The 18163-nt window shown below is 70.7% G+C and carries 15 protein-coding genes; 8 read left to right on the forward strand and 7 right to left on the reverse strand.

Annotated features, from left to right (window positions below; translation table 11 throughout):
• The first annotated feature begins 517 nt into the window (after positions 1-517).
• A complete protein-coding gene (locus MKK69_RS26270; RefSeq protein ID WP_243972833.1) occupies positions 518-2200 on the forward strand; it encodes an acyl-CoA dehydrogenase family protein in 1683 nt (560 codons plus the stop codon).
• Positions 2201-2385: 185 nt separating this feature from the next.
• Here the strand turns inward: MKK69_RS26270 and MKK69_RS26275 are convergent, their stop codons facing one another.
• Positions 2386-2562 (reverse strand): hypothetical protein, encoded by a 177-nt coding sequence (locus MKK69_RS26275; RefSeq protein WP_243972834.1) that lies wholly within the window; start codon positions 2560-2562, stop codon positions 2386-2388.
• Positions 2563-2662: 100 nt separating this feature from the next.
• Positions 2663-3931 carry a glycosyltransferase family 4 protein gene (locus MKK69_RS26280; RefSeq protein WP_243972835.1) on the reverse strand — a complete coding sequence of 423 codons (1269 nt, stop codon included), beginning with the start codon at positions 3929-3931 and terminating at the stop codon, positions 2663-2665.
• A gap of 117 nt (positions 3932-4048) precedes the next feature.
• Here MKK69_RS26280 and MKK69_RS26285 point away from each other — a divergent pair, with 117 nt between their 5' ends.
• The 5 genes from MKK69_RS26285 (at position 4049) to MKK69_RS26305 (ending at position 10737) form a co-directional block, all read left to right on the forward strand.
• Positions 4049-5317: a glycosyltransferase gene (locus tag MKK69_RS26285; protein ID WP_243972836.1), complete on the forward strand. Its 1269-nt coding sequence runs from the start codon at positions 4049-4051 to the stop codon at positions 5315-5317.
• A 314-nt stretch (positions 5318-5631) separates the two neighbouring features.
• Entirely contained in the window at positions 5632-5985 is a 354-nt protein-coding gene (locus tag MKK69_RS26290; protein ID WP_243972837.1) for a phasin, read from the forward strand.
• A gap of 179 nt (positions 5986-6164) precedes the next feature.
• Positions 6165-6731, forward strand: coding sequence for a hypothetical protein (locus MKK69_RS26295; protein WP_243972838.1), 567 nt, complete (start codon positions 6165-6167; stop codon positions 6729-6731).
• A 132-nt stretch (positions 6732-6863) separates the two neighbouring features.
• Entirely contained in the window at positions 6864-8135 is a 1272-nt protein-coding gene (locus MKK69_RS26300) for an N-acetylmuramoyl-L-alanine amidase (RefSeq protein ID WP_243972839.1), read from the forward strand.
• A gap of 169 nt (positions 8136-8304) precedes the next feature.
• Positions 8305-10737, forward strand: a complete 2433-nt coding sequence (locus tag MKK69_RS26305) for a penicillin-binding protein 1A (RefSeq protein WP_243972841.1) — start codon at positions 8305-8307, stop codon at positions 10735-10737.
• A 252-nt stretch (positions 10738-10989) separates the two neighbouring features.
• Here MKK69_RS26305 and purQ read toward each other — a convergent pair whose 3' ends face one another.
• The 5 genes from purQ to MKK69_RS26330 all read right to left on the reverse strand — a co-directional run bounded on the left by purQ (position 10990) and on the right by MKK69_RS26330 (position 14445).
• Positions 10990-11670: a phosphoribosylformylglycinamidine synthase subunit PurQ gene (purQ, locus tag MKK69_RS26310; protein ID WP_243972843.1), complete on the reverse strand. Its 681-nt coding sequence runs from the start codon at positions 11668-11670 to the stop codon at positions 10990-10992.
• A complete protein-coding gene (gene purS / locus MKK69_RS26315; RefSeq protein ID WP_243972845.1) occupies positions 11670-11909 on the reverse strand; it encodes a phosphoribosylformylglycinamidine synthase subunit PurS in 240 nt (79 codons plus the stop codon). Before purS ends, purQ begins: the two co-directional genes overlap by 1 nt.
• A 161-nt stretch (positions 11910-12070) precedes the next feature.
• The gene (locus MKK69_RS26320; protein ID WP_243972890.1) at positions 12071-12310 is read right to left on the reverse strand and encodes a hypothetical protein; all 240 of its coding nucleotides are present in this window, start codon (positions 12308-12310) and stop codon (positions 12071-12073) included.
• 103 nt (positions 12311-12413) lie between these two features.
• Entirely contained in the window at positions 12414-13013 is a 600-nt protein-coding gene (locus MKK69_RS26325; protein WP_243972847.1) for an ActR/PrrA/RegA family redox response regulator transcription factor, read from the reverse strand.
• A 46-nt stretch (positions 13014-13059) separates the two neighbouring features.
• Positions 13060-14445, reverse strand: coding sequence for an ActS/PrrB/RegB family redox-sensitive histidine kinase (locus tag MKK69_RS26330; protein WP_243972849.1), 1386 nt, complete (start codon positions 14443-14445; stop codon positions 13060-13062).
• Between the two features lie 261 nt (positions 14446-14706).
• Between MKK69_RS26330 and MKK69_RS26335 the strand changes: the two genes are divergently transcribed.
• The gene (locus MKK69_RS26335; protein ID WP_243972893.1) at positions 14707-15984 is read left to right on the forward strand and encodes a polyhydroxyalkanoate depolymerase; all 1278 of its coding nucleotides are present in this window, start codon (positions 14707-14709) and stop codon (positions 15982-15984) included.
• Between the two features lie 420 nt (positions 15985-16404).
• A complete protein-coding gene (locus tag MKK69_RS26340) occupies positions 16405-17991 on the forward strand; it encodes an ABC transporter substrate-binding protein (RefSeq protein ID WP_243972851.1) in 1587 nt (528 codons plus the stop codon).
• Positions 17992-18163 lie beyond the last annotated feature (172 nt).

Here is an 18163-nt window from a genome sequence, read left to right on the forward strand (position 1 = left end):
GGCTTGCTCCTCCGAACCGTCCGGGTCGTTGAACAGCATCTTCAAGCCATCCTCCGTGTAGACGAACTTGTTCGCGACGTAGCAATTCCGTCTGCTACGCAGTTGGTCGTACCGGCTACGCGCCGGTTCCGCGATCGCGCCGCCCTCCCCCGCAGAGGGGGGAGGGTGGCCCCCGAAGGGGGTCGGGAGAGGGGAACCCGGCTTCCGGATTGGTCTCAGGCTCCATGAAGGCCTACGCCCTGTTCTGCACCGTCGCTCCCCTCTCCCGACCCCTGCTGACGCAGGGGCCACCCTCCCCCGCAGAGGGGGGAGGGATACGCGCCGCTCGGGCAAATAGCGTTGCCCGAGAACGGACGCTCGAATCCAGATGTGATCCGGCATTCCAAGTCGAGCCGACGTCTGCCACGTCCCCGGTCTTCAACTTGAGTTCAAGACGCCGCAAACGAAATCTGCTTCGGCTTGCGCCGCGGACGCGTTAAAAGGCACGATCCAAGAAAACGCCAGGCGAGTCAGAACCATGTCCGCATCCCCCGCCATCCAGACCGAGCCGCAGGATATCGCCGCCCTCGCCAGGGCCGCCGGCGAGACCGCCAAGGCCCTCGTGGCCGATGCCACCCGCCGGGTGCGGACACGGATCCTCGGCGCGGACGGGCGGATCGACGCGGGCAAGCTCGAGGGCCAGCAGCACGCAGCCCACGGGCTCGCGTGGCTGGCTACCTATGCCGAGGCGGTCAGCGAACTCGGCGGCTATGCCGAGCGCCTCCAGGCCGAGGGCCGGTTCGGCGAGACCGAGGCGCTCCTCGTCCGGATCGGCGCCGGCGAGTATCTCGACCAGCTGTTCTCCGGCATCCCGATGAGCCAGGGCGAGATGGTCCGCCTCATAGGCTCCCTCGGCCTCACCGCCAAGGAGGTGGCACAATACCGCACCGATGCGGTCGAGACCCTGATCGCCGAGGGCAACACCCCCGAGAACCGCGCCGCCCTGGTGGCGCTGATGCGCGACGGCGGCGGCTCGGCCACGGTCGGCGCCTCGGGCCTCGACGAGGACATGGAGGCGATCCGCTCCGAGATGCGCCGCTTCGGCAAGGCCGAGGTGGTCGAGCAGGCGCACGAATGGCACCTGCAGAACGCCTACATCCCGATGGAGATCGTCACCAAGATGGCCGAGCTCGGCGTCTTCGGCCTGACGATCCCCGAGGAATACGGCGGCATGGGCCTGCCCAAGACCGCCATGTGCGTGGTCTCGGAGGAATTGTCCCGGGCCTATATCGGCGTCGGCTCGCTCGGCACCCGCTCGGAGATCGCCGCGGAGCTGATCCTGTGCGGCGGCACCGAGGAGCAGAAGCACCGCTTCCTGCCCAAGATCGCCAGCGGCGACATTTTGCCGACCGCCGTCTTCACCGAGCCGAACACCGGGTCCGACCTCGCGAGCCTGCGCACAAAGGCCGTCAAGGACGGCGATGTGTGGAAAATAACCGGCAACAAGACCTGGATCACCCATCCGGTCCGGGCCGACATCATGACCGTGCTGGTCCGGACCAAGCCCGAGGAGAAGGGCCATCGCGGCCTCTCGATGCTGATCGCCGAGAAGCCCCGCGGCACCGATGAAGAGCCGTTCCCGGTCCAGGGCCTGTCGGGCGGCGAGATCGAGGTGCTCGGCTACCGGGGCATGAAGGAATACGAGCTCGCCTTCGAGGGGTTCGAGGTGCCGGCCGCGAACCTCCTCGGTGAAGTCGAGGGCAAAGGCTTCGCCCAGCTCATGCAGACCTTCGAATCGGCCCGCATTCAGACCGCCGCGCGGGCCATCGGTGTCGCCCAGTCGGCCCTCGATGTCGGCCTGCGCTACGCCGAGGAGCGGGTCCAGTTCGGCAAGCCGCTGGTCAGCTTCCCCCGGGTCGCCGACAAGCTCGCCATGATGGCGGTGGAGATCAACATCGCCCGCCAGCTCACCTACTTCTCGGCCCGCGAGAAGGATGCCGGCAAGCGCTGCGATTTGGAGGCCGGGATGGCCAAGCTGCTGGGCGCCCGCGTCGCCTGGTCGGCCGCCGACAACGCCCTCCAGATCCACGGCGGCAACGGCTTCGCGCTGGAATACCCGGTGAGCCGGATCCTGTGCGACGCCCGCATCCTGTCGATCTTCGAGGGCGCGGCCGAGATCCAGGCCCAGGTGATCGCCCGGCGGCTGCTCGAAGCCGCGTGATCGGTTGGGCGGCTGAAGGCCGCCCGCAGAGGCTTGCGGGTTGACAATCGGGTTCGGGATCGTTGTCCGGTCGATCGGTTTAGCAGTCCAGAACTCCCACACGCCCTCCCTCCCCCGCAGAGGGGGGAGGGAGGGCGCGGTTCCTAAGCACGGACACCGCCCCGCGGGTTTTCCCGACCGGATATCTACTTGGTGATCTTCACCGAGACCGGATCGCTCGACGGAAAAGTCTCCTCCAGGGCGTCGTCCAGGCGCTCGCTGAGCTTTTCCTGCTTGTTCTCGGGGTGCTTGTCATCGCCTGGCTTGGCGCTGCCCTGCTGGAAGCCCGGCTTGGTCGCGTTCTGCTTCTGCTCGTCGGCCATGTCGCTCGCTCGTCCGTGACGGAGGCACGCTGAAGGTGCCGATGCGGATCAACGCGAGGGAGGGCGGGTGTTTCCGATCTTTCCGCGCGCGGCCCCCGCGTCACCCGGCGGTCGCGACCGGGTGCCCGGCCGCCGCGGCGACCAGCCCGCGGGCATCGGCCCCGCGCATGACCGTCTCGTAGACCCCTCCGAGGCGGTCGAGATGCGCGTCCAGGCTCAGCGGTGCCGCCCAGTAGCGGTCGTAGGCGGCCTGGCCCATCCGGGCGGCGAGCCCGTCGTCGGACAGGCGGCGCATATGCGCGGCGAGCGCCTCCGGATCGCCGGAGCGGAACCAGAACCCGGTCGCGCCGTCCACCACCGCCTCGCGCCCCGCGCAGGCGTCGCTGACGATCACCGGGGTGCCGCAGGCGAGCGCCTCGTAGACGGTGAGCGGCTGGCCCTCGTACCAGACGCTCGGGAAGACCAGCGCGCGCGCCTGCCGCATCAGCGCCTGCACGGCGGCGGCCTCGCGCCATCCGAGCATGACGGCCTCCGGGTAGCGCGCCGCGAGTTCGGCCCGCTCGGGCCCGTCGCCGACGAAGACCGCCCGCGCCCCCGCCCGCCGGGCCGCCTCGGCGAAGATCGGCGCGCCCTTCTCGGTGGAGATCCGTCCGACGAACAGGAAGTCGCCCGGCGCGCCGTCGTGCAGCGGCGCCTGCGCCACCGCGATCGGGTTGTCGACCCGGTGAAAGACGGTTCCCTGGGGCATCAGCGGCCGCACGACGCCCTCCTGGAGGTCGCTGATCGTGACGACGTGGGCGAACAGGTCCGGCAGCCGGGCCACCTGCGCGAGCCCGACATGGCGGACCATCCGGGCGACCTTGCGCGGGTAGCTGCGCGCGTCGCAGTTCGCCACGATGCAGGCGGCCGACATCGGCGTGCGGTGGCAGATTGCCTGCTCCGGGTAGGCGTAGAAGCCGCCGGTCGGGCAGACCAGGAAGAACTCGTGCATCGTGTAGAGGCAGGGCAGGCCCGAGGCCCGGAGCGCCGGGCCGATCGAAGGCGACAGTGCCTTGGCGAAGGCGTGGACGTGGACCAGGGTGTCGTGGGGATCGCAGGCGGCGAGTTCCCGGGCGAGCGCCCGGGCCGCCGTCCGGTTCCAGATCGCCTGGGCGGCGAAGGCCAGCTTGCTGCGCGCCGTGGAGACGTCGTCCTGCCCCAGGCAGACGACGCGGATGCCGGCGGCCTCCAGCCGCGGATCCACCGGGCCGACGGCGGCGAACAGGCTCACGCGGAATCCGCGGGCGGCGAGGCCCAGGGCGGATTCGATCGCCACCTTGGCCTGGCCGCCGTTGATCGCGGCGTGGTCTGCGACGAGGACGACGTGCACGTCAGGAACTCCGCCGCTCCGATCCGGGACGGCGATCTGTACCCGTCCCCGGTTGATCCCGCGTAAACCGGTTTCCGTCATCCTCGTCGGGGTGAGGCGCGCCCCGAGATCCCGTCCATGCATGTCGTTATCCTGGCCGAGTTCGCGGCCGCCAGCGGCGGGGCCGAGAAGGTCGCGCTGGAATCGGCCCGCGGCCTCGCCGAGGCCGGCCTCGCCGTCACCTACATCCAGGCGGTCCCGGGCCCGGTCGATCCGTTGCTCGACCATGACCGGATCCGGCGGGTCGTGCTCGGCCTGCCCGACATCTGGACCCTGGGGGGCGCCAGGGCGGCGGCGGCGGGGATCTGGCACGCCGCCGCGGCGCGCCGGCTCGCGGCGGCCTTGGCCGCCCTCCCGGAGCCGCCGGACTGCCTCCATCTGCACCAATGGACCCGCGCCCTGTCGCCTTCGGTCTTCCCGGTCCTGTCGAGGGTCGGCGTGCCCCTGGTCGTGACCCTGCACGACTACGCCCTGGCCTGCCCGAACGGCGTCTACTACCGCTTCGACCGGGCCGAGCCCTGCGGGCTCGCGCCCCTGTCGGCGGCCTGCATCGCGGCGCCCTGCGATCCCCGCAGCCGTGCGCACAAGCTCGTGCGCGTCGCCCGCAGCCTGTCCCTGCGGCAGGCGCTGCGGGGGCGGCCGCTCCACCTCGTCCACGTCTGCGACGCCAGCCGGCGGCGCCTGGGCGACCGGCTCGGCGGCCCCGGCGTCAAGCACCACCGGATCGACAACCCCGTCCGGGTGGCGGACGGGCCCGCGGCGGAGCCCGCCCGCGGCGACGCGATCGCCTATGTCGGGCGCCTGACCCGGGAGAAGGGCGCCGACCTCGTGGCCGAGGCCGCCCGCGCCGCCGGCCTGCCCGCCCTGTTCATCGGCGCCGGCCCCCTGGAGGCGGAACTGCGCGCCCGGGACGGCGTCACGGTGATCGGCTGGCAGGCGCCCGAGGCCGTCTGGGCGCTGCTGCGGACCCGGGCCCGGGCGCTGGCCGCGCCGTCGCGCTGGTACGAGACCGGTCCGCTCACCGTCTACGAGGCGCTGGCGGCCGGGATCCCGGTGGTGGCCTCCGAACGGTCCGGGGCCGCCGAGAAGGTCCGCCACGGGCAGACCGGCTTCGTGGTCGCCCCGGAGGTCGGGCCGCTGGCGGCGGCCTTCACGGCCCTGCGGGACGACGCCGTGGCCGGACAGCTCGGGGCCCGGGCCCGGGCCGAGTTCCACGCCCGGCCCATGAGCCTTGCGGCCCACGCGGCCGCGCTTCGGGCACTCTATGCCGGGCTGCTCGGATCCGGCTCTGTTGCGTTGCAATATCCGAGGGGCGGAGCGCACGGATCGGGGCTGGAGCCGTCCTGAGGATGCAAAATAGATTTTATCCGTCGCGCGGGGCCCCCTGGACAACGGAAAGAAATTTTGTCACCTCCCCGGCCATCGCCTGTAGCGGTCGAAGCGACCTGGATAAACGGCTTAGCTTGGTAACGAGCCTGCCGAATCCGATAGCCCGTGAGCGGTGACTGTCCGAGATCATGGAATCGGCATTTTATCGAGGATCTCTGGCCCGGTCTCGCACCGGATTCTGCACTTGACTTCTTGTTGCAGTGCAACATATAGAGCCGCGTCACGGCGGACGCAGCCGGCGTCCCGCGCGAAGGATCATCCTGGAGACAGCCATGCAGAACCCGAATTTCGAGATGCCGACCGAGATGCGCGATTTCGCCGAGAAGAGCGTCGATCAGGCCCGGACCGCCGTCGGCACCATGATGACGAACGCCGTCAAGGCCGCCGAGCAGGCCCAGGCTTCCGGCCAGACCTTCCAGTCGACCTTCAGCGCGGTGATCGCGAAGGGGTTCGACCACGCCCAGGCCAACGCCAACGCGACCTTCGACTTCGCCCAGAAGCTGGTGCGCACGAAGGACCTGCGCGAGGCGTTCGAGCTCCAGTCCGAGTTCGTCCGCAGCCAGTTCGCCGCGCTCCAGGCCCAGGCCAAGGATTACGGCGCCTTCGCCCAGACCGTCGCCCGCTGAGGTCGACCGCCCGTCCCCCGATCCGCGCGGATCGCGGGACGCCGCCCCCGGGATCCGGCCGCACCAGGCGGGCCGGTCCCCACGATCCGACGCCCGGGCGTCGCACAGGTCCGATCCCGATACGGCAAGCGGCCGAACCGCGCCGGGATCGGTGGACGCGGACAGGAGGAGAGCGCCCCATGGGAAAGCAGCGTCGACCGCGCGGGGATCGCCCGGCCTGGGAAGCGAGACCGCCGCTGGATCCGGAGGGGACCGCCCTGTCGGACGCCCTCGTGACGCCGTCGGTCGAGACCCCGAACGCGCTTCCGGCCCAGGTGCCGGCCCAAATGCCGGACGTCGTCCCCGCCCCGGCGGGGGTCGAAGCCATCGCCTCGGACATCATATCGCACGTGTCCGTCGCCGCGCCGTCGGACGATCCGGCCCCCGCGCCGGCCGAGATCCGCGCACCGGCGCCGACGACCGCGACGGTCGAGCCGGATCGCCAGGCCGTCCCTGCGCCGATGCAGGATCCCGTCGCGTTGGCGCCCGACCGCTTCGACATGGTCGAGATCGGCTCGACCATCGCCCGCTACATGCGCGGCGAGGGCGAGGCCGCCCTGGCCCATGTCCGGGCCCTGACGGATGCGCGCACGCCGGCCGATCTGATCCGCCTGCAGGTCGGCGAGGTCCAGCGCGCCGCTGACGCCTCCCTCTCCTGCTGGGTCACGGTGCTCGGCAAGGCGAGCCGCCTCGTCGCGTTCCGCTGACGGCGGGGCACCGGGCACCCGGTGTCGCCCCTTGACAAGACGGGCGCCCGGAACGAACCGGCGACGGCAACCGTCCGTTAACCATGCCGGCCGCATCCCTTGACGGAGGGGACGGGAAACGACACCGGACCGATGCCGAGCTGTGCGCGCCTGATCCGTTCCGCCTGTCTTCGCCTCGCCGTGGCGCTCGTCCCGGCGCTGGCGGGTCTGCCCGCGCCCGCGCAGACCGGCGACAAGCCCGCCATCGGGCCTGCTGTCGCCATCGGGGCGGACCTCGCCAGCCAGGGCGGCACCACGCGCCTCACCCTGACCCTGTCCCGGCCGGTGGAGGCCCGCGGCTTCGTGATGGAGCGGCCCGACCGGGCGGTGATCGACCTGCCCGAGGTCAACTTCCAGCTCGAATCCGGGACCGGCAGCCGCCGGGACGGCCTCGTGCAATCCTTCCGCTACGGCCTGTTCGCCCCCGGCCGCTCCCGCATCGTCATCGATCTCGGGGCGCCGGCGACGATCGGGCGGATCGAGACGGTGACGCGGCCCCGCGACGGTGCCGTGCTGCTCACGGTCCCGCTCCAGCGCGCCGACCGCGAGGCGTTCCGCAAGGCCGCCGCCACCGCTGACCCCGCCCCGGCCCAGGCCCGCAGCACCCCGCCCGAACCCGCCGACCAGCGCCCGCTGATCATGGTCGATGCCGGCCATGGCGGGACCGATCCCGGCGCCATCGCGGTGGGCGGCGTGTTCGAGAAGGACATCGTGTTCGGCTTCGCCCAGGCCCTGGTGGAGAAGCTCGAAGCGGGCGGCCGCTACCGGGTCCGGATGACCCGCGACCGGGACGTGTTCGTGCCGCTGGCCGACCGCGTGCGCCTCGCCCGCGAGGCCAGGGCCGACCTGTTCGTATCGATCCACGCGGATTCGATCTCGGCCGCCCCCCAGGTGCGCGGCGCCACGATCTACACCAATTCCGAGAAGGCCACCGACGTCGAATCCGCCAAGCTCGCCGAGCGCGAGAACCGGGCCGATGCCGCCGCCGGGGTCGACGCCGCCGAGGCGCCCCCGGACATCGCCGACATCCTGCAGGAGCTGACCCTGCGGGAGACGCGCGGCTTCTCCTCGGGCTTCGCCCGGACCCTGATGGGCCAGCTTAGCCCCGTGATGGAGATGAGCGGGAAGCCGCACCGCGAGGCCCGCTTCGTGGTGCTGCGCTCCCCCGACGTGCCGAGCGTGCTGGTCGAGCTGGGTTACCTGTCGAGCAAGCACGACCTGGAGATGCTGCAATCGCCGGAGTGGCGCGCCGGCGTCACCGGATCCATGGCCAAGGCCATCGATCTGTTCTTTACCAATCGTGCGACCCTGAGCCGACCGGCCCCGACGCGCCGTTCGGCCGCCGTCGCCCCAGTTTTACCATAGAGTACGTGTCGATACGGGGCATCCGAACGCCCCGTCGCACCGCCGTCGAAACCGGCAATCCGAGGGGGCCTCACGGGAACATCCGGGGGCCGACCGCATCGAGAGCGGACCCACGCGCCGGGTGAGCCGATTCCGGCATCGGCCGGGCCAGCGACGAGCGGAACACCGGATGCGTCTGATCCTTCGTTTCTTCGGGATCCTGTTCAGCGCCGCCGCGGTGCTGTTCGTGATCGGGGCGGCGGCGGGCGGCTACTTCTACTGGAAGTACAGCCAGGACCTGCCCGACCACGCGGCGCTCGCCACCTACGAGCCGCCGGTGATGACCCGCGTCCACGCGGCTGACGGCTCGCTGCTCGCCGAATATGCCCGCGAGCGCCGGCTGTACCTGCCGATCCAGGCGATGCCCAAGATCGTGGTCGCGGCCTTCCTGTCGGCCGAGGACAAGAACTTCTACAAGCACGGCGGCATCGACCCCGAGGGGATCGTGCGCGCCTTCCTGACCAACGCCAAGTCGGGCAAGCGGCAGGGCGCCTCGACCATCACCCAGCAGGTCGCCAAGAATTTCCTGCTGTCGTCCGAGCAGACCTATGACCGCAAGATCAAGGAGGCGCTGCTGGCGCTGCGCATCGAGGCGGCCTACTCCAAGGACAAGATCCTCGAACTCTATCTCAACGAGATCTTCTTGGGCACGATCGTCCCCGGGCGCAACCTGCACGGGGTCGCGGCGGCCGCGCTCGATTATTTCGGCAAGTCGGTCCACGAGCTGACCATCAACGAGGCGGCCTATCTCGCCGCCCTGCCGAAGGGGCCGAACAACTACCACCCCTACCGCAAGACCCAGGCGGCTTTGGACCGCCGCAACGAGATCATCCGCCTGATGGCGGAGAACGGCTACATCACCAAGGAAGAGGCGGAGGCCGCCAAGAAGATGCCGCTCGGGGTCAACCCGCGGGTCGCCTTCCCGAACGCCGCCAACGCCAACTACTTCACCGAGGAGGTCCGCCGCGAGATCTCGGAGCGCTACGGCGAGAAGAAGCTCTACGAGGGCGGCCTCTCGGTGCGCGCCACCCTCGATCCGAAGATGCAGGGCTGGGCCCGCAAGGCGCTGGTCGACGGCCTCGTGCGCTACGACCAGGCCCATGGCTGGCGCGGGCCCGTCACCAAGGTCGACCTGACCGGCCGCGACTGGGGCATGGCGGCCTCCGAGGTTCCGGCGCTCGGCGACGTGGCGCCCTGGCGGCTCGCCGTGGTGCTGGGCAACGGCGCCGGCGGCGTGCAGGTCGGCCTCCAGCCGAGGCGCGAGGCCTCGGGCCAGGTGGGCAAGGACCGCGAGACCGGCGTGATCACCCCGGACGGGATGCGCTGGGCCGGACGCCCGAACCTCCAGGCGGGCGACATGGTCTATGTCGAGGCGAGCGAGGGCGGGAAGGGTCAGTTCCGCCTGCGCCAGAAGCCCGAGGTCTCGGGCGCCATCGTGGCCATGGACCCGAATACGGGCCGGGTCCACGCCATGGTCGGCGGCTTCTCCTACGACGAATCCGAGTTCAACCGCGCCACCCAGGCGATGCGCCAGCCCGGCTCGTCGTTCAAGCCGATCGTCTACTCGGCGGCGCTCGACAACGGCTACACCCCGGCCTCGATCATCCAGGACACCCCGATCACCATCGAGGCCGGCCCCGGCCAGGAGGCCTGGACGCCCTCGAACTACGACGGCAAGTCCGGCGGCCCGCACACCCTGCGCTACGGGATCGAGCACTCGAAGAACCTGATGACGGTCCGGCTCGCCAAGGATGTCGGCATGCCGCTCATCGCCGAGTACGCCCGCCGCTTCGGCGTCTACGACGACATGCTGCCGGTGCTGCCGATGTCGCTCGGCGCCGGCGAGACCACGGTGATGCGCATGGTCACCGCCTACTCGATGCTGGCCAATGGCGGCCGGCGCATCCGGCCGACCCTGATCGACCGGATCCAGGACCGCACCGGCGAGACGATCTACCGCCACGACAACCGCAAGTGCATTGGCTGCGACGCCGAGAAGTGGTCGGGCCAGGACGAGCCGAAGCTGGTGGACGATTCCGAGCAGGTGCTCGATCCGCTCACCGCCTACCAGATGGTCTCGATCATGGAGGGCGTGGTCCAGCGCGGCACCGCGACCCTGCTCAAGCAGATCGGCAAGCCGCTGGCCGGCAAGACCGGCACGACCAACGACGCCAAGGACGCGTGGTTCGTGGGCTTCTCGCCGGACCTCGCGGTCGGGATCTATATGGGCTTCGACAAGCCGCGCTCGCTCGGCGACCGGGCCACCGGCGGCGGGCTGGCGGCGCCGATCGCCCTGGAGTTCCTGAAGACCGCCCTCAAGGACAAGCCGCCGACCCCGTTCCGGGTGCCGCCGGGGATCAAGCTGATCCGCATCAACCTGGCCAGCGGCACCCGCGCTGGTTCGGGGGAGGGCGCCGGAACGATCCTGGAGGCGTTCAAGCCCGGCACCGCGCCGCCGGATTCCTACGTGGCGCCGTCCGGCGGCGGCCAGGCGCCGGCCCCCGCGGCGGCGGCCGTGCCGCCCGATGCCGACCGGGCCGCGCAGGCCGGCGGGCTGTACTGAGGGGCGCTTCGGCTTCTCACACAATACAGAGAAGGATCCGCGCCCTCCCTCCCCCCTCTGCGGGGGAGGGCGCGGATCCGTTTCCCAGCGCCGCGACAGAAAAAAGCCGCCCCGGAGGGAGCGGCTTCGAGAAGTCTTCAGGGAGGCATCAAACAGAGCGGACGAGAAGATCCAACTCCACATCCAGATCTCTGGATGCCTCTTTATGACTCAAGAACCTTAACGCTCGGTAAATACAGTCTTCGCAAAAGATCACGCCGCCAGGCTGTCGAACAGCCCGCGCCCGTCGGTCCCGCCGATCAGCTCCTCGACGAAGTTTTCCGGGTGCGGCATCATGCCGAGCACGGTGCGATTCTCCGACAGGATGCCCGCGATCGCGTTGAGGGAGCCGTTGCGGTTGGCCTCCACGGTCACGGCGCCGTCCGCGTCGCAGTAGCGGAAGGCCACCCGGCCCTCGGCCTCGATCCGCGCCAGGGTCTCGGGATCGGCGAAGTAGTTGCCCTCCCCGTGGGCGATGCAGACGTCGATGACCTGACCCGGCCTGTAGGCGCTGGTGAAGCGGGTGTCGGTGCGCTCGACCCGGAGCGTCTGCCGGTGGCAGAGGAAGCGCCGGTCGACGTTGCGCATCAGCACGCCGGGCAGCAGGCCGGATTCGCACAGGATCTGGAAGCCGTTGCAGATGCCGAGCACGAGGCCGCCCCGCGCCGCATGGGCCCGCACCGCGTCCATGGCGGCCGCCCGCCCGGCGATCGCGCCGCAGCGGAGGTAATCGCCGTAGGAGAAGCCCCCCGGGAGGACGGCGAGGTCGGTCCCGGCCGGGAGGTCGTGGTCCGCGTGCCAGACGAGGCTGACCCGCGCCCCCGACCGGCGCAGGGCCCGCACCACGTCGGTCTCGCGGTTGGAGCCAGGGAAGACGACGACCGCGGCGTGCATCAGAGGATCTCGATCGCGTAGTTCTCGACCACCGTGTTGGCCAGGAGCTTCTCGCAGGCCGTGCGCAACGTCACCTCGGCGACGGCGCCGTCGGTGGTCGCCATCTCGATGTCGAAGACCTTGCCCTGCCGGACACCCTCGACCCCGTCGACGGCGAGCGACTTGAGCGCGGCTTCGATCGCCTTGCCCTGCGGGTCCAGCACGCCGGGTTTCAGGGTGACGATGATACGGGCTTTCATGGATCTTCAGGTCTCGTGCGCGGCCGGATCGGGGATATCGCCTGCGGCGTCGTCACGCACGCCGCGGGCCGTTGTTAGCAGGCGGGGAACCGGCCTGTCTAACGCCGGAACCCGGAGTACGGGCCGACCCGCGCGGAGCGCAAGCGCGGCGGCCGCGTCGTTCACCGATGGGCGGCGGGGGACCCGGCGCGCAGGGGCTCGATGCTGGTCGCCCGGCGCCACAACTGGAGCATGATCCAGGCCGCGAACAGGCTGAAGAGGCCCATCAGGACGTGGCCGACCCGATCCCCGAGATCGAACAGGCCCGCGAGGGCCCAGCCGGCCGCGATGGCCACGGCGAACACCTCGGTGCCGACGAGGACCATCATGCTCACGATGGTGATGGCGTTGCGCCCGTTCACGAGATCCACCCTCGAAACGATTCGGGTCCCGGACGGAACCGTCCGAGACCCGTGCTGCTAGCCCAACGGGGCCGGCCTAGGCAACCGACCGCATGGAAACGGTTCAGCGCGGCGCGCGCTTGGCCAGGATCCGCTGCAGCGTGCGCCGGTGCATGTTCAGGCGCCGGGCGGTCTCGCTGACGTTGCGGCTGCACAGTTCGTAGACCCGCTGGATATGCTCCCAGCGGACCCGGTCCGCCGACATCGGGTTCTCCGGCGGGTCGGCCCGCTCGCCGGGCTGGGCCATCAGCGTGCCGTGGATCTCGTCGGCGTCGGCGGGCTTGGCCAGGTAGTCGAAGGCGCCGAGCTTCACCGCAGTGACCGCGGTGGCGATGTTGCCATAGCCGGTCAGGATCACGCCCCGGGCCTCGGGGCGGCGCTCCTTGAGCCGGGCGATCACGTCGAGGCCGTTGCCGTCGCCGAGGCGCATGTCGATCACCGCGAAGGCGGGGGCCCGCGCCTCAACGGCGGAGACACCGTCCGCGACGCTGTCGGCGACCTGCACATGGTAGCCGCGGCTCTCCATGGCGCGGGCGAGGCGCGTCTGGAAGGGCTTGTCGTCGTCCACGATCAGCAGGCTGCGGTCGGAGAAGGCGGCGAGCGGATCGGCGTCGTTGATCACGGCAGCGTCGGTCGCCGGCGTGGTCCCGGGCTGCGTCAGCATCCGGCTTTCCTTTCGAGTTTTCGGGGTCGGGTTCTTGATCTGTCTTTCATATAGGGACGACATCGCGCGGCGGCAGGGGGTGGCGGATATTGAATTCCGGCGAATGGCGCGGCACCGCCCCCCGTTCGAAGATGTGCCGGGCCCAGGAGACGCGCACGACCGCCCCGTGGGAGTCCGGGATGGGCACGTTCATCAGGACGAGCTGGGCGCCCGAGCGCTCGATCAGGGTCTTGGCGATGAACAGGCCGAGGCCGAGCCCGGCCCCCACGGTCCCGCCCGATTGCGGCCGGTCCTGGCTGCGGGTGGTCACGTAGGGCTCGCCCGCCCGCAGCAGCACCTCGCTGGAGAAGCCCGGGCCGTCGTCGCGGATCTCGATCCAGACCCGCTCCGGATTCCAGCGCCCCTCGATCGAGACCCGCGCCTCGGCGAAGTCGACGGCGTTGTCGAGGATGTTGGCGAGCCCGAACATCACCCCCGGGTTGCGGCGGCAGGCCGGCTCCGGGCCGTCCCCCAGGCTGCTGATGTCGAGGGCGGTGCCCAGCGCCCGCTGCGGCGCCACCAGCTCCTCGACGAGGTGGCTGAACGTCACCGTCTCCAGGAAGCCCGCGCCGTCCCCGTCCAGCGAGGTGAGCTTGCCGAGGATGCCGCGGCAGCGGTCGACCTGCTCGCGCAGCAGGGTGAGATCCTCCGCCACGGCGGGGGAGGCGGTGGGCCCGAGCTGGCGGATCAGCTCCTTGGTGACCACCATGATGGTGCCGAGGGGCGTGCCCAATTCGTGGGCCGCCGCGGCCGCGAGCCCGTCGAGCTGCGACAGGTGCTGCTCCCGGGCGAGCACCAGCTCGGTGGCGGCGAGCGCCTGGGCGAGCAGCCGGGTCTCCTCCGCCACCCGCCACGCGTAGACGCCCGTGAAGGCGGTGCCGAGCAGGATCGCGGTCCAGACCCCCGAGACGTACAGGAACGGCAGCTCGATCCGCCCGTCGGCGAACCAGGGCAGGGGGCGGTGGACCAGGGCCAGCAGGGTCGCGAGCCCCACCGCCAGCAGCCCGAGCGCCAGCGTCCGCTCGGGCGGCAGCGCGGTGGCCGAGATCAGCACGGGGGCGAGGAACAGCAGCGAGAACGGGTTCTGGAGGCCGCCGGTGAGGAACAGCAGGGCGGCGAGCTGCACGATGTCGAAGGCGAGCAGCAGGGCGGCGGAATCGTCGCTCAGCCGGTAGCTCGCCGGGAAGCGGATGCGCAGCGCCAGGTTCAGCCAGGACGAGGTGGCGATCACCAGGAAGCACCAGCCGAAGGGCAGGGGCAGGCCGAGGCCGAACTGCGCCCCGACCACGGCGGCGCTCTGGCCGGTGATCGCGAGCCAGCGCAGGCGCACGAAGGTGTCGAGCCGCAGGTGTCGGGCGTCGCGGCCGAGGCCGCTGAGGTCGGTATCGGGCATGCGCTGCTTCATTGGGCCGCCGGAGAGATCGGCCCGGGCGGCTGTTCGCGGAGCCCCGGCGATGGCGCGGAGGCAGGGGGGCCGGCAAGCGGTCCGGGCCGAATCGTCGCGGGCGATGTGGTCACAGGCAAGTCCGCCTGAATGGGGGATGTTCCATTATCGTTCAGGGTAGACCATTATCCTGGCAACGCGATGCGTTGAGAGTTCCATGCCGGCAGACGCTGGAGCGTCGGCGGCCGGATGGGGATCCGTGAGGTGACGATGCTCCTGGCCTACTCGCTATACGAGGGCGCCCGCGCCCTGATGACGCCGGCCCGGATCGCCGCCGACCTCACCCGCTACGGGCTCCAGATCCCCGGCAATCCCCTGGCCTACGGCCCCTACGCGCGGGCGGTCAGCGCCGGCTGCGAGATGTTCGAGCGCGCCACCCGCCAGTACGGCAAGCCCGCCTTCGGGTTCGGCGAGACGGTGGTCGACGGCGTGTCCGTGCCGGTCACCGAGCGGGTGGTCTGGGAGCGGCCGTTCTGCCGCCTGGTCGCCTTCGATCGCGCCTTCGGGACCCCGCCCGCCGAGCCGCAGCCGAAGCTGCTCATCGTCGCGCCGATGTCGGGGCATTACGCGACGCTGCTGCGCGGCACCGTGGAGGCGATGCTGCCGAACCACCGGGTGTTCGTCACCGACTGGACCGACGCGCGGATGGTGCCGCTGCTGGCCGGGCGCTTCGACCTCGACGACTACATCGACTACCTCCAGGAGATCTTCGCCGTCCTCGGCCCGGACCTGCACGTCATGGCCGTGTGCCAGCCGGCGGTGCCGGTGATCGCCGCGGTGGCGTTGATGGAGGCGGCCAACGAGCCGGCGGTCCCGGCCTCGATGACCCTGATGGGTGGCCCGATCGACACGCGCCGCTCGCCCACCGCCGTGAATTGCCTGGCGCAGGAGCGCGGCCAGACCTGGTTCGAGCGCAACACGATCAGCCTGGTGCCGCCGCTCTATCCGGGGGCGTGGCGCCGGGTCTATCCGGGCTTCCTGCAGCTGTCGGGCTTCATGGCGATGAATCTGGACCGGCACGTCACCGCGCATACCGACATGTTCGACCACCTGGTGAAGGGCGACGGCGACTCGGCCGAGAAGCACCGGGAGTTCTACGACGAGTATCTCGCGGTGATGGACCTCACCGCCGAGTACTACCTCCAGACGGTGCAGACCGTGTTCGTCGATCACGCCCTGCCGCAGGGCCGGATGGCGCACCGCGGCACGCCGGTCGATCTCGGGGCGATCCGCCGCTGCGCGATCCTGGCGGTCGAGGGCGAGAACGACGACATCTCCGGGGTCGGGCAGACCAAGGCGGCGCTCGACCTGACGCCGAACCTGCCCGACGCGCGCAAGGCCTATCACCTCCAGGCGGGGGTCGGGCATTACGGCGTGTTCAACGGCTCCCGCTACCGGGCGGTGATCGCTCCGCGGATCGCGGCCTTCATCCGCGCCATGCGGGCGGTCCCGGGCACACGCGGCGGCCACCTGCGGCAGGTGGGCTGAGACGCCCGGATCCGGGGGCTGGACGGGACCGATCCGGTCTCGCCGCCGCCGCCCGCCCGCCCGCCCGCCCCCGCAGAGAGGGGAGGAAGCGCGCGCGGCGGCTCCGACTGCCATACCCGTCGACCGGATCCCGTACAGGCCGGCCGGCCCGCCCCGGTGAGACCCCCCAGATTCTGAATACATAACGCATCTCCGGCCGGGCTGGCGCGGGGCTTGCGAGGCGCTGGGCGTGAGTTCGATCAGCGCCGATCCCGCCTGCCTCCGTCCCCCCCGCGCCGCGCCCGGCGGCCAGGGGCGTGCCGGCCCGTGCCCCGGTGTCACGCCGGGCCATTGCGTCGTTGCTCGAGAACCGCGCAAACTCGCCCACAGGGTGTAGGCCGACACTTCGGGCCTGAGATCCGCGCCGCCAGGGAGATCACGATGGACCGCAGGACCTTCCTCAAGGGCTCGGCCGCGCTCGGGCTGGCCGCCCCGCAGATCGCGAGGCCGGCCCTGGCGCAGGGCGCCAAGGTGCTGCGCTTCGTGCCCCAGGCCAACCTCGCCAATTTCGACCCGATCTGGGGGACCCAGTACGTGGTGCGCAACGCCGGCACCCTCGTCTGGGACATGCTCTACGGCGTCGATCAGCAATTGAAGCCGCAGCGCCAGATGGTCGAGTCCGAGGAGGTCTCGGGCGACCACCTGACCTGGACCTTCCGGCTCCGCCCCGGCCTGACCTTCCACGACGGCGAGCCGGTGCGGGCCAAGGACGTGGTGGCGAGCCTCACCCGCTGGATGGCCCGGGACCCGATGGGCGTGATGATCCGCGGGATCCAGGACGAGCTGACCGCGACCGACGACAGGACCTTCCGCTGGCGCCTGAAGAAGCCGTTCCCGAAGCTGCTGTTCGCCCTCGGCAAGACCAACGCCCCGATGGCGCTGATCATGCCGGAACGGATCGCCAAGACCGACCCGTTCACGCAGATCACCGAGTATGTTGGCTCCGGCCCGATGAAATTCGTCCGGAACGAGTGGGTGCCGGGCGCCCGGGCGGTGTTCGAGAAATTTGCCGGCTACAAGCCCCGCGACGAGCCGAATTCCTGGCTCGCCGGCGGCAAGCGCATCCTGGTCGACCGGGTCGAGTGGGTGATCATGCCGGATGCGGCCACCGCCTCGGCGGCGCTGCAGAACGGCGAGGTCGACTGGTGGGAGAATCCGATCTCCGACCTCGTGCCGCTCCTGCGCAAGAACGCGAGCCTCACCGTCGACATCGCCGACCCGCTGGGCAACATCGGGTCGTTCCGGATGAACCACCTGTATCCGCCCTTCGACAACCCGAAGATCCGCCAGGCGGTCATGACCGCCATGAGCCAGGAGGATTACATGCGGGCGATCGTCGGGGACGACGACGGCCTGTGGAAGAAGCTGCCGGGCTTCTTCACCCCCGGGACACCCCTCTACAGCGAGGCCGGCGGGGGCAAGGTCGGCACGGGCGACATCAAGCTCGGCCAGAAGCTGCTCAAGGAGGCGGGCTACAAGGGTGAGAAGGTGGTCTGCGTCGTCGCCCAGGACCAGGCGATCACCAAGGCCCAGGGGGACATCACCGCCGACCTGCTGAAGCAGATGGGCTTCGACGTCGATTTCGTCGCCACCGACTGGGGCACCACCGGCACCCGTCGGGCCTCCAAGGCGCCCCCTGCCCAGGGCGGCTGGAACATGTTCCACACCTGGCACGCGGGGGCCGACACCATCAACCCGGCGGGCTATCCGGCGGTGCGGGCGAGCGGCGACACGGCCTGGTTCGGCTGGCCGAACATCCCGCCGGTGGAGACCGCCATCGCCGAGTGGTTCGACGCCGCCGACCCGGCCGCCGAGAAGGCCGCCATCGACAAGGTCAACGCGGCAGCCTGCGCGGGCGTGGTCTACGTCCCGACCGGATTCTTCCTGGGCTACCAGGCGTGGCGCAAGAATGTCTCGGGCATCGTGAAGGGGCCGATCCCCTTCACCTGGGGGGTTTCGAAGGCGTGATGGGGCGGGTGGTCATCATGCCGGTACGCGCCGCACGCGCTCCCTCCCCCCTCTGCGGGGGAGGGTGGCCCCCGAAGGGGGTCGGGAGAGGGGAGCGACGGTACAGAACGAGGCTGAGTCCGTCACATCTGTTCTACCCTATCCTGAACCCGGGCTCCCCTCTCCCGACCCC

The organism is Methylobacterium sp. J-026, from assembly GCF_022829585.1.
In the GTDB taxonomy this organism is placed as follows: Bacteria; Pseudomonadota; Alphaproteobacteria; order Rhizobiales; family Beijerinckiaceae; genus Methylobacterium.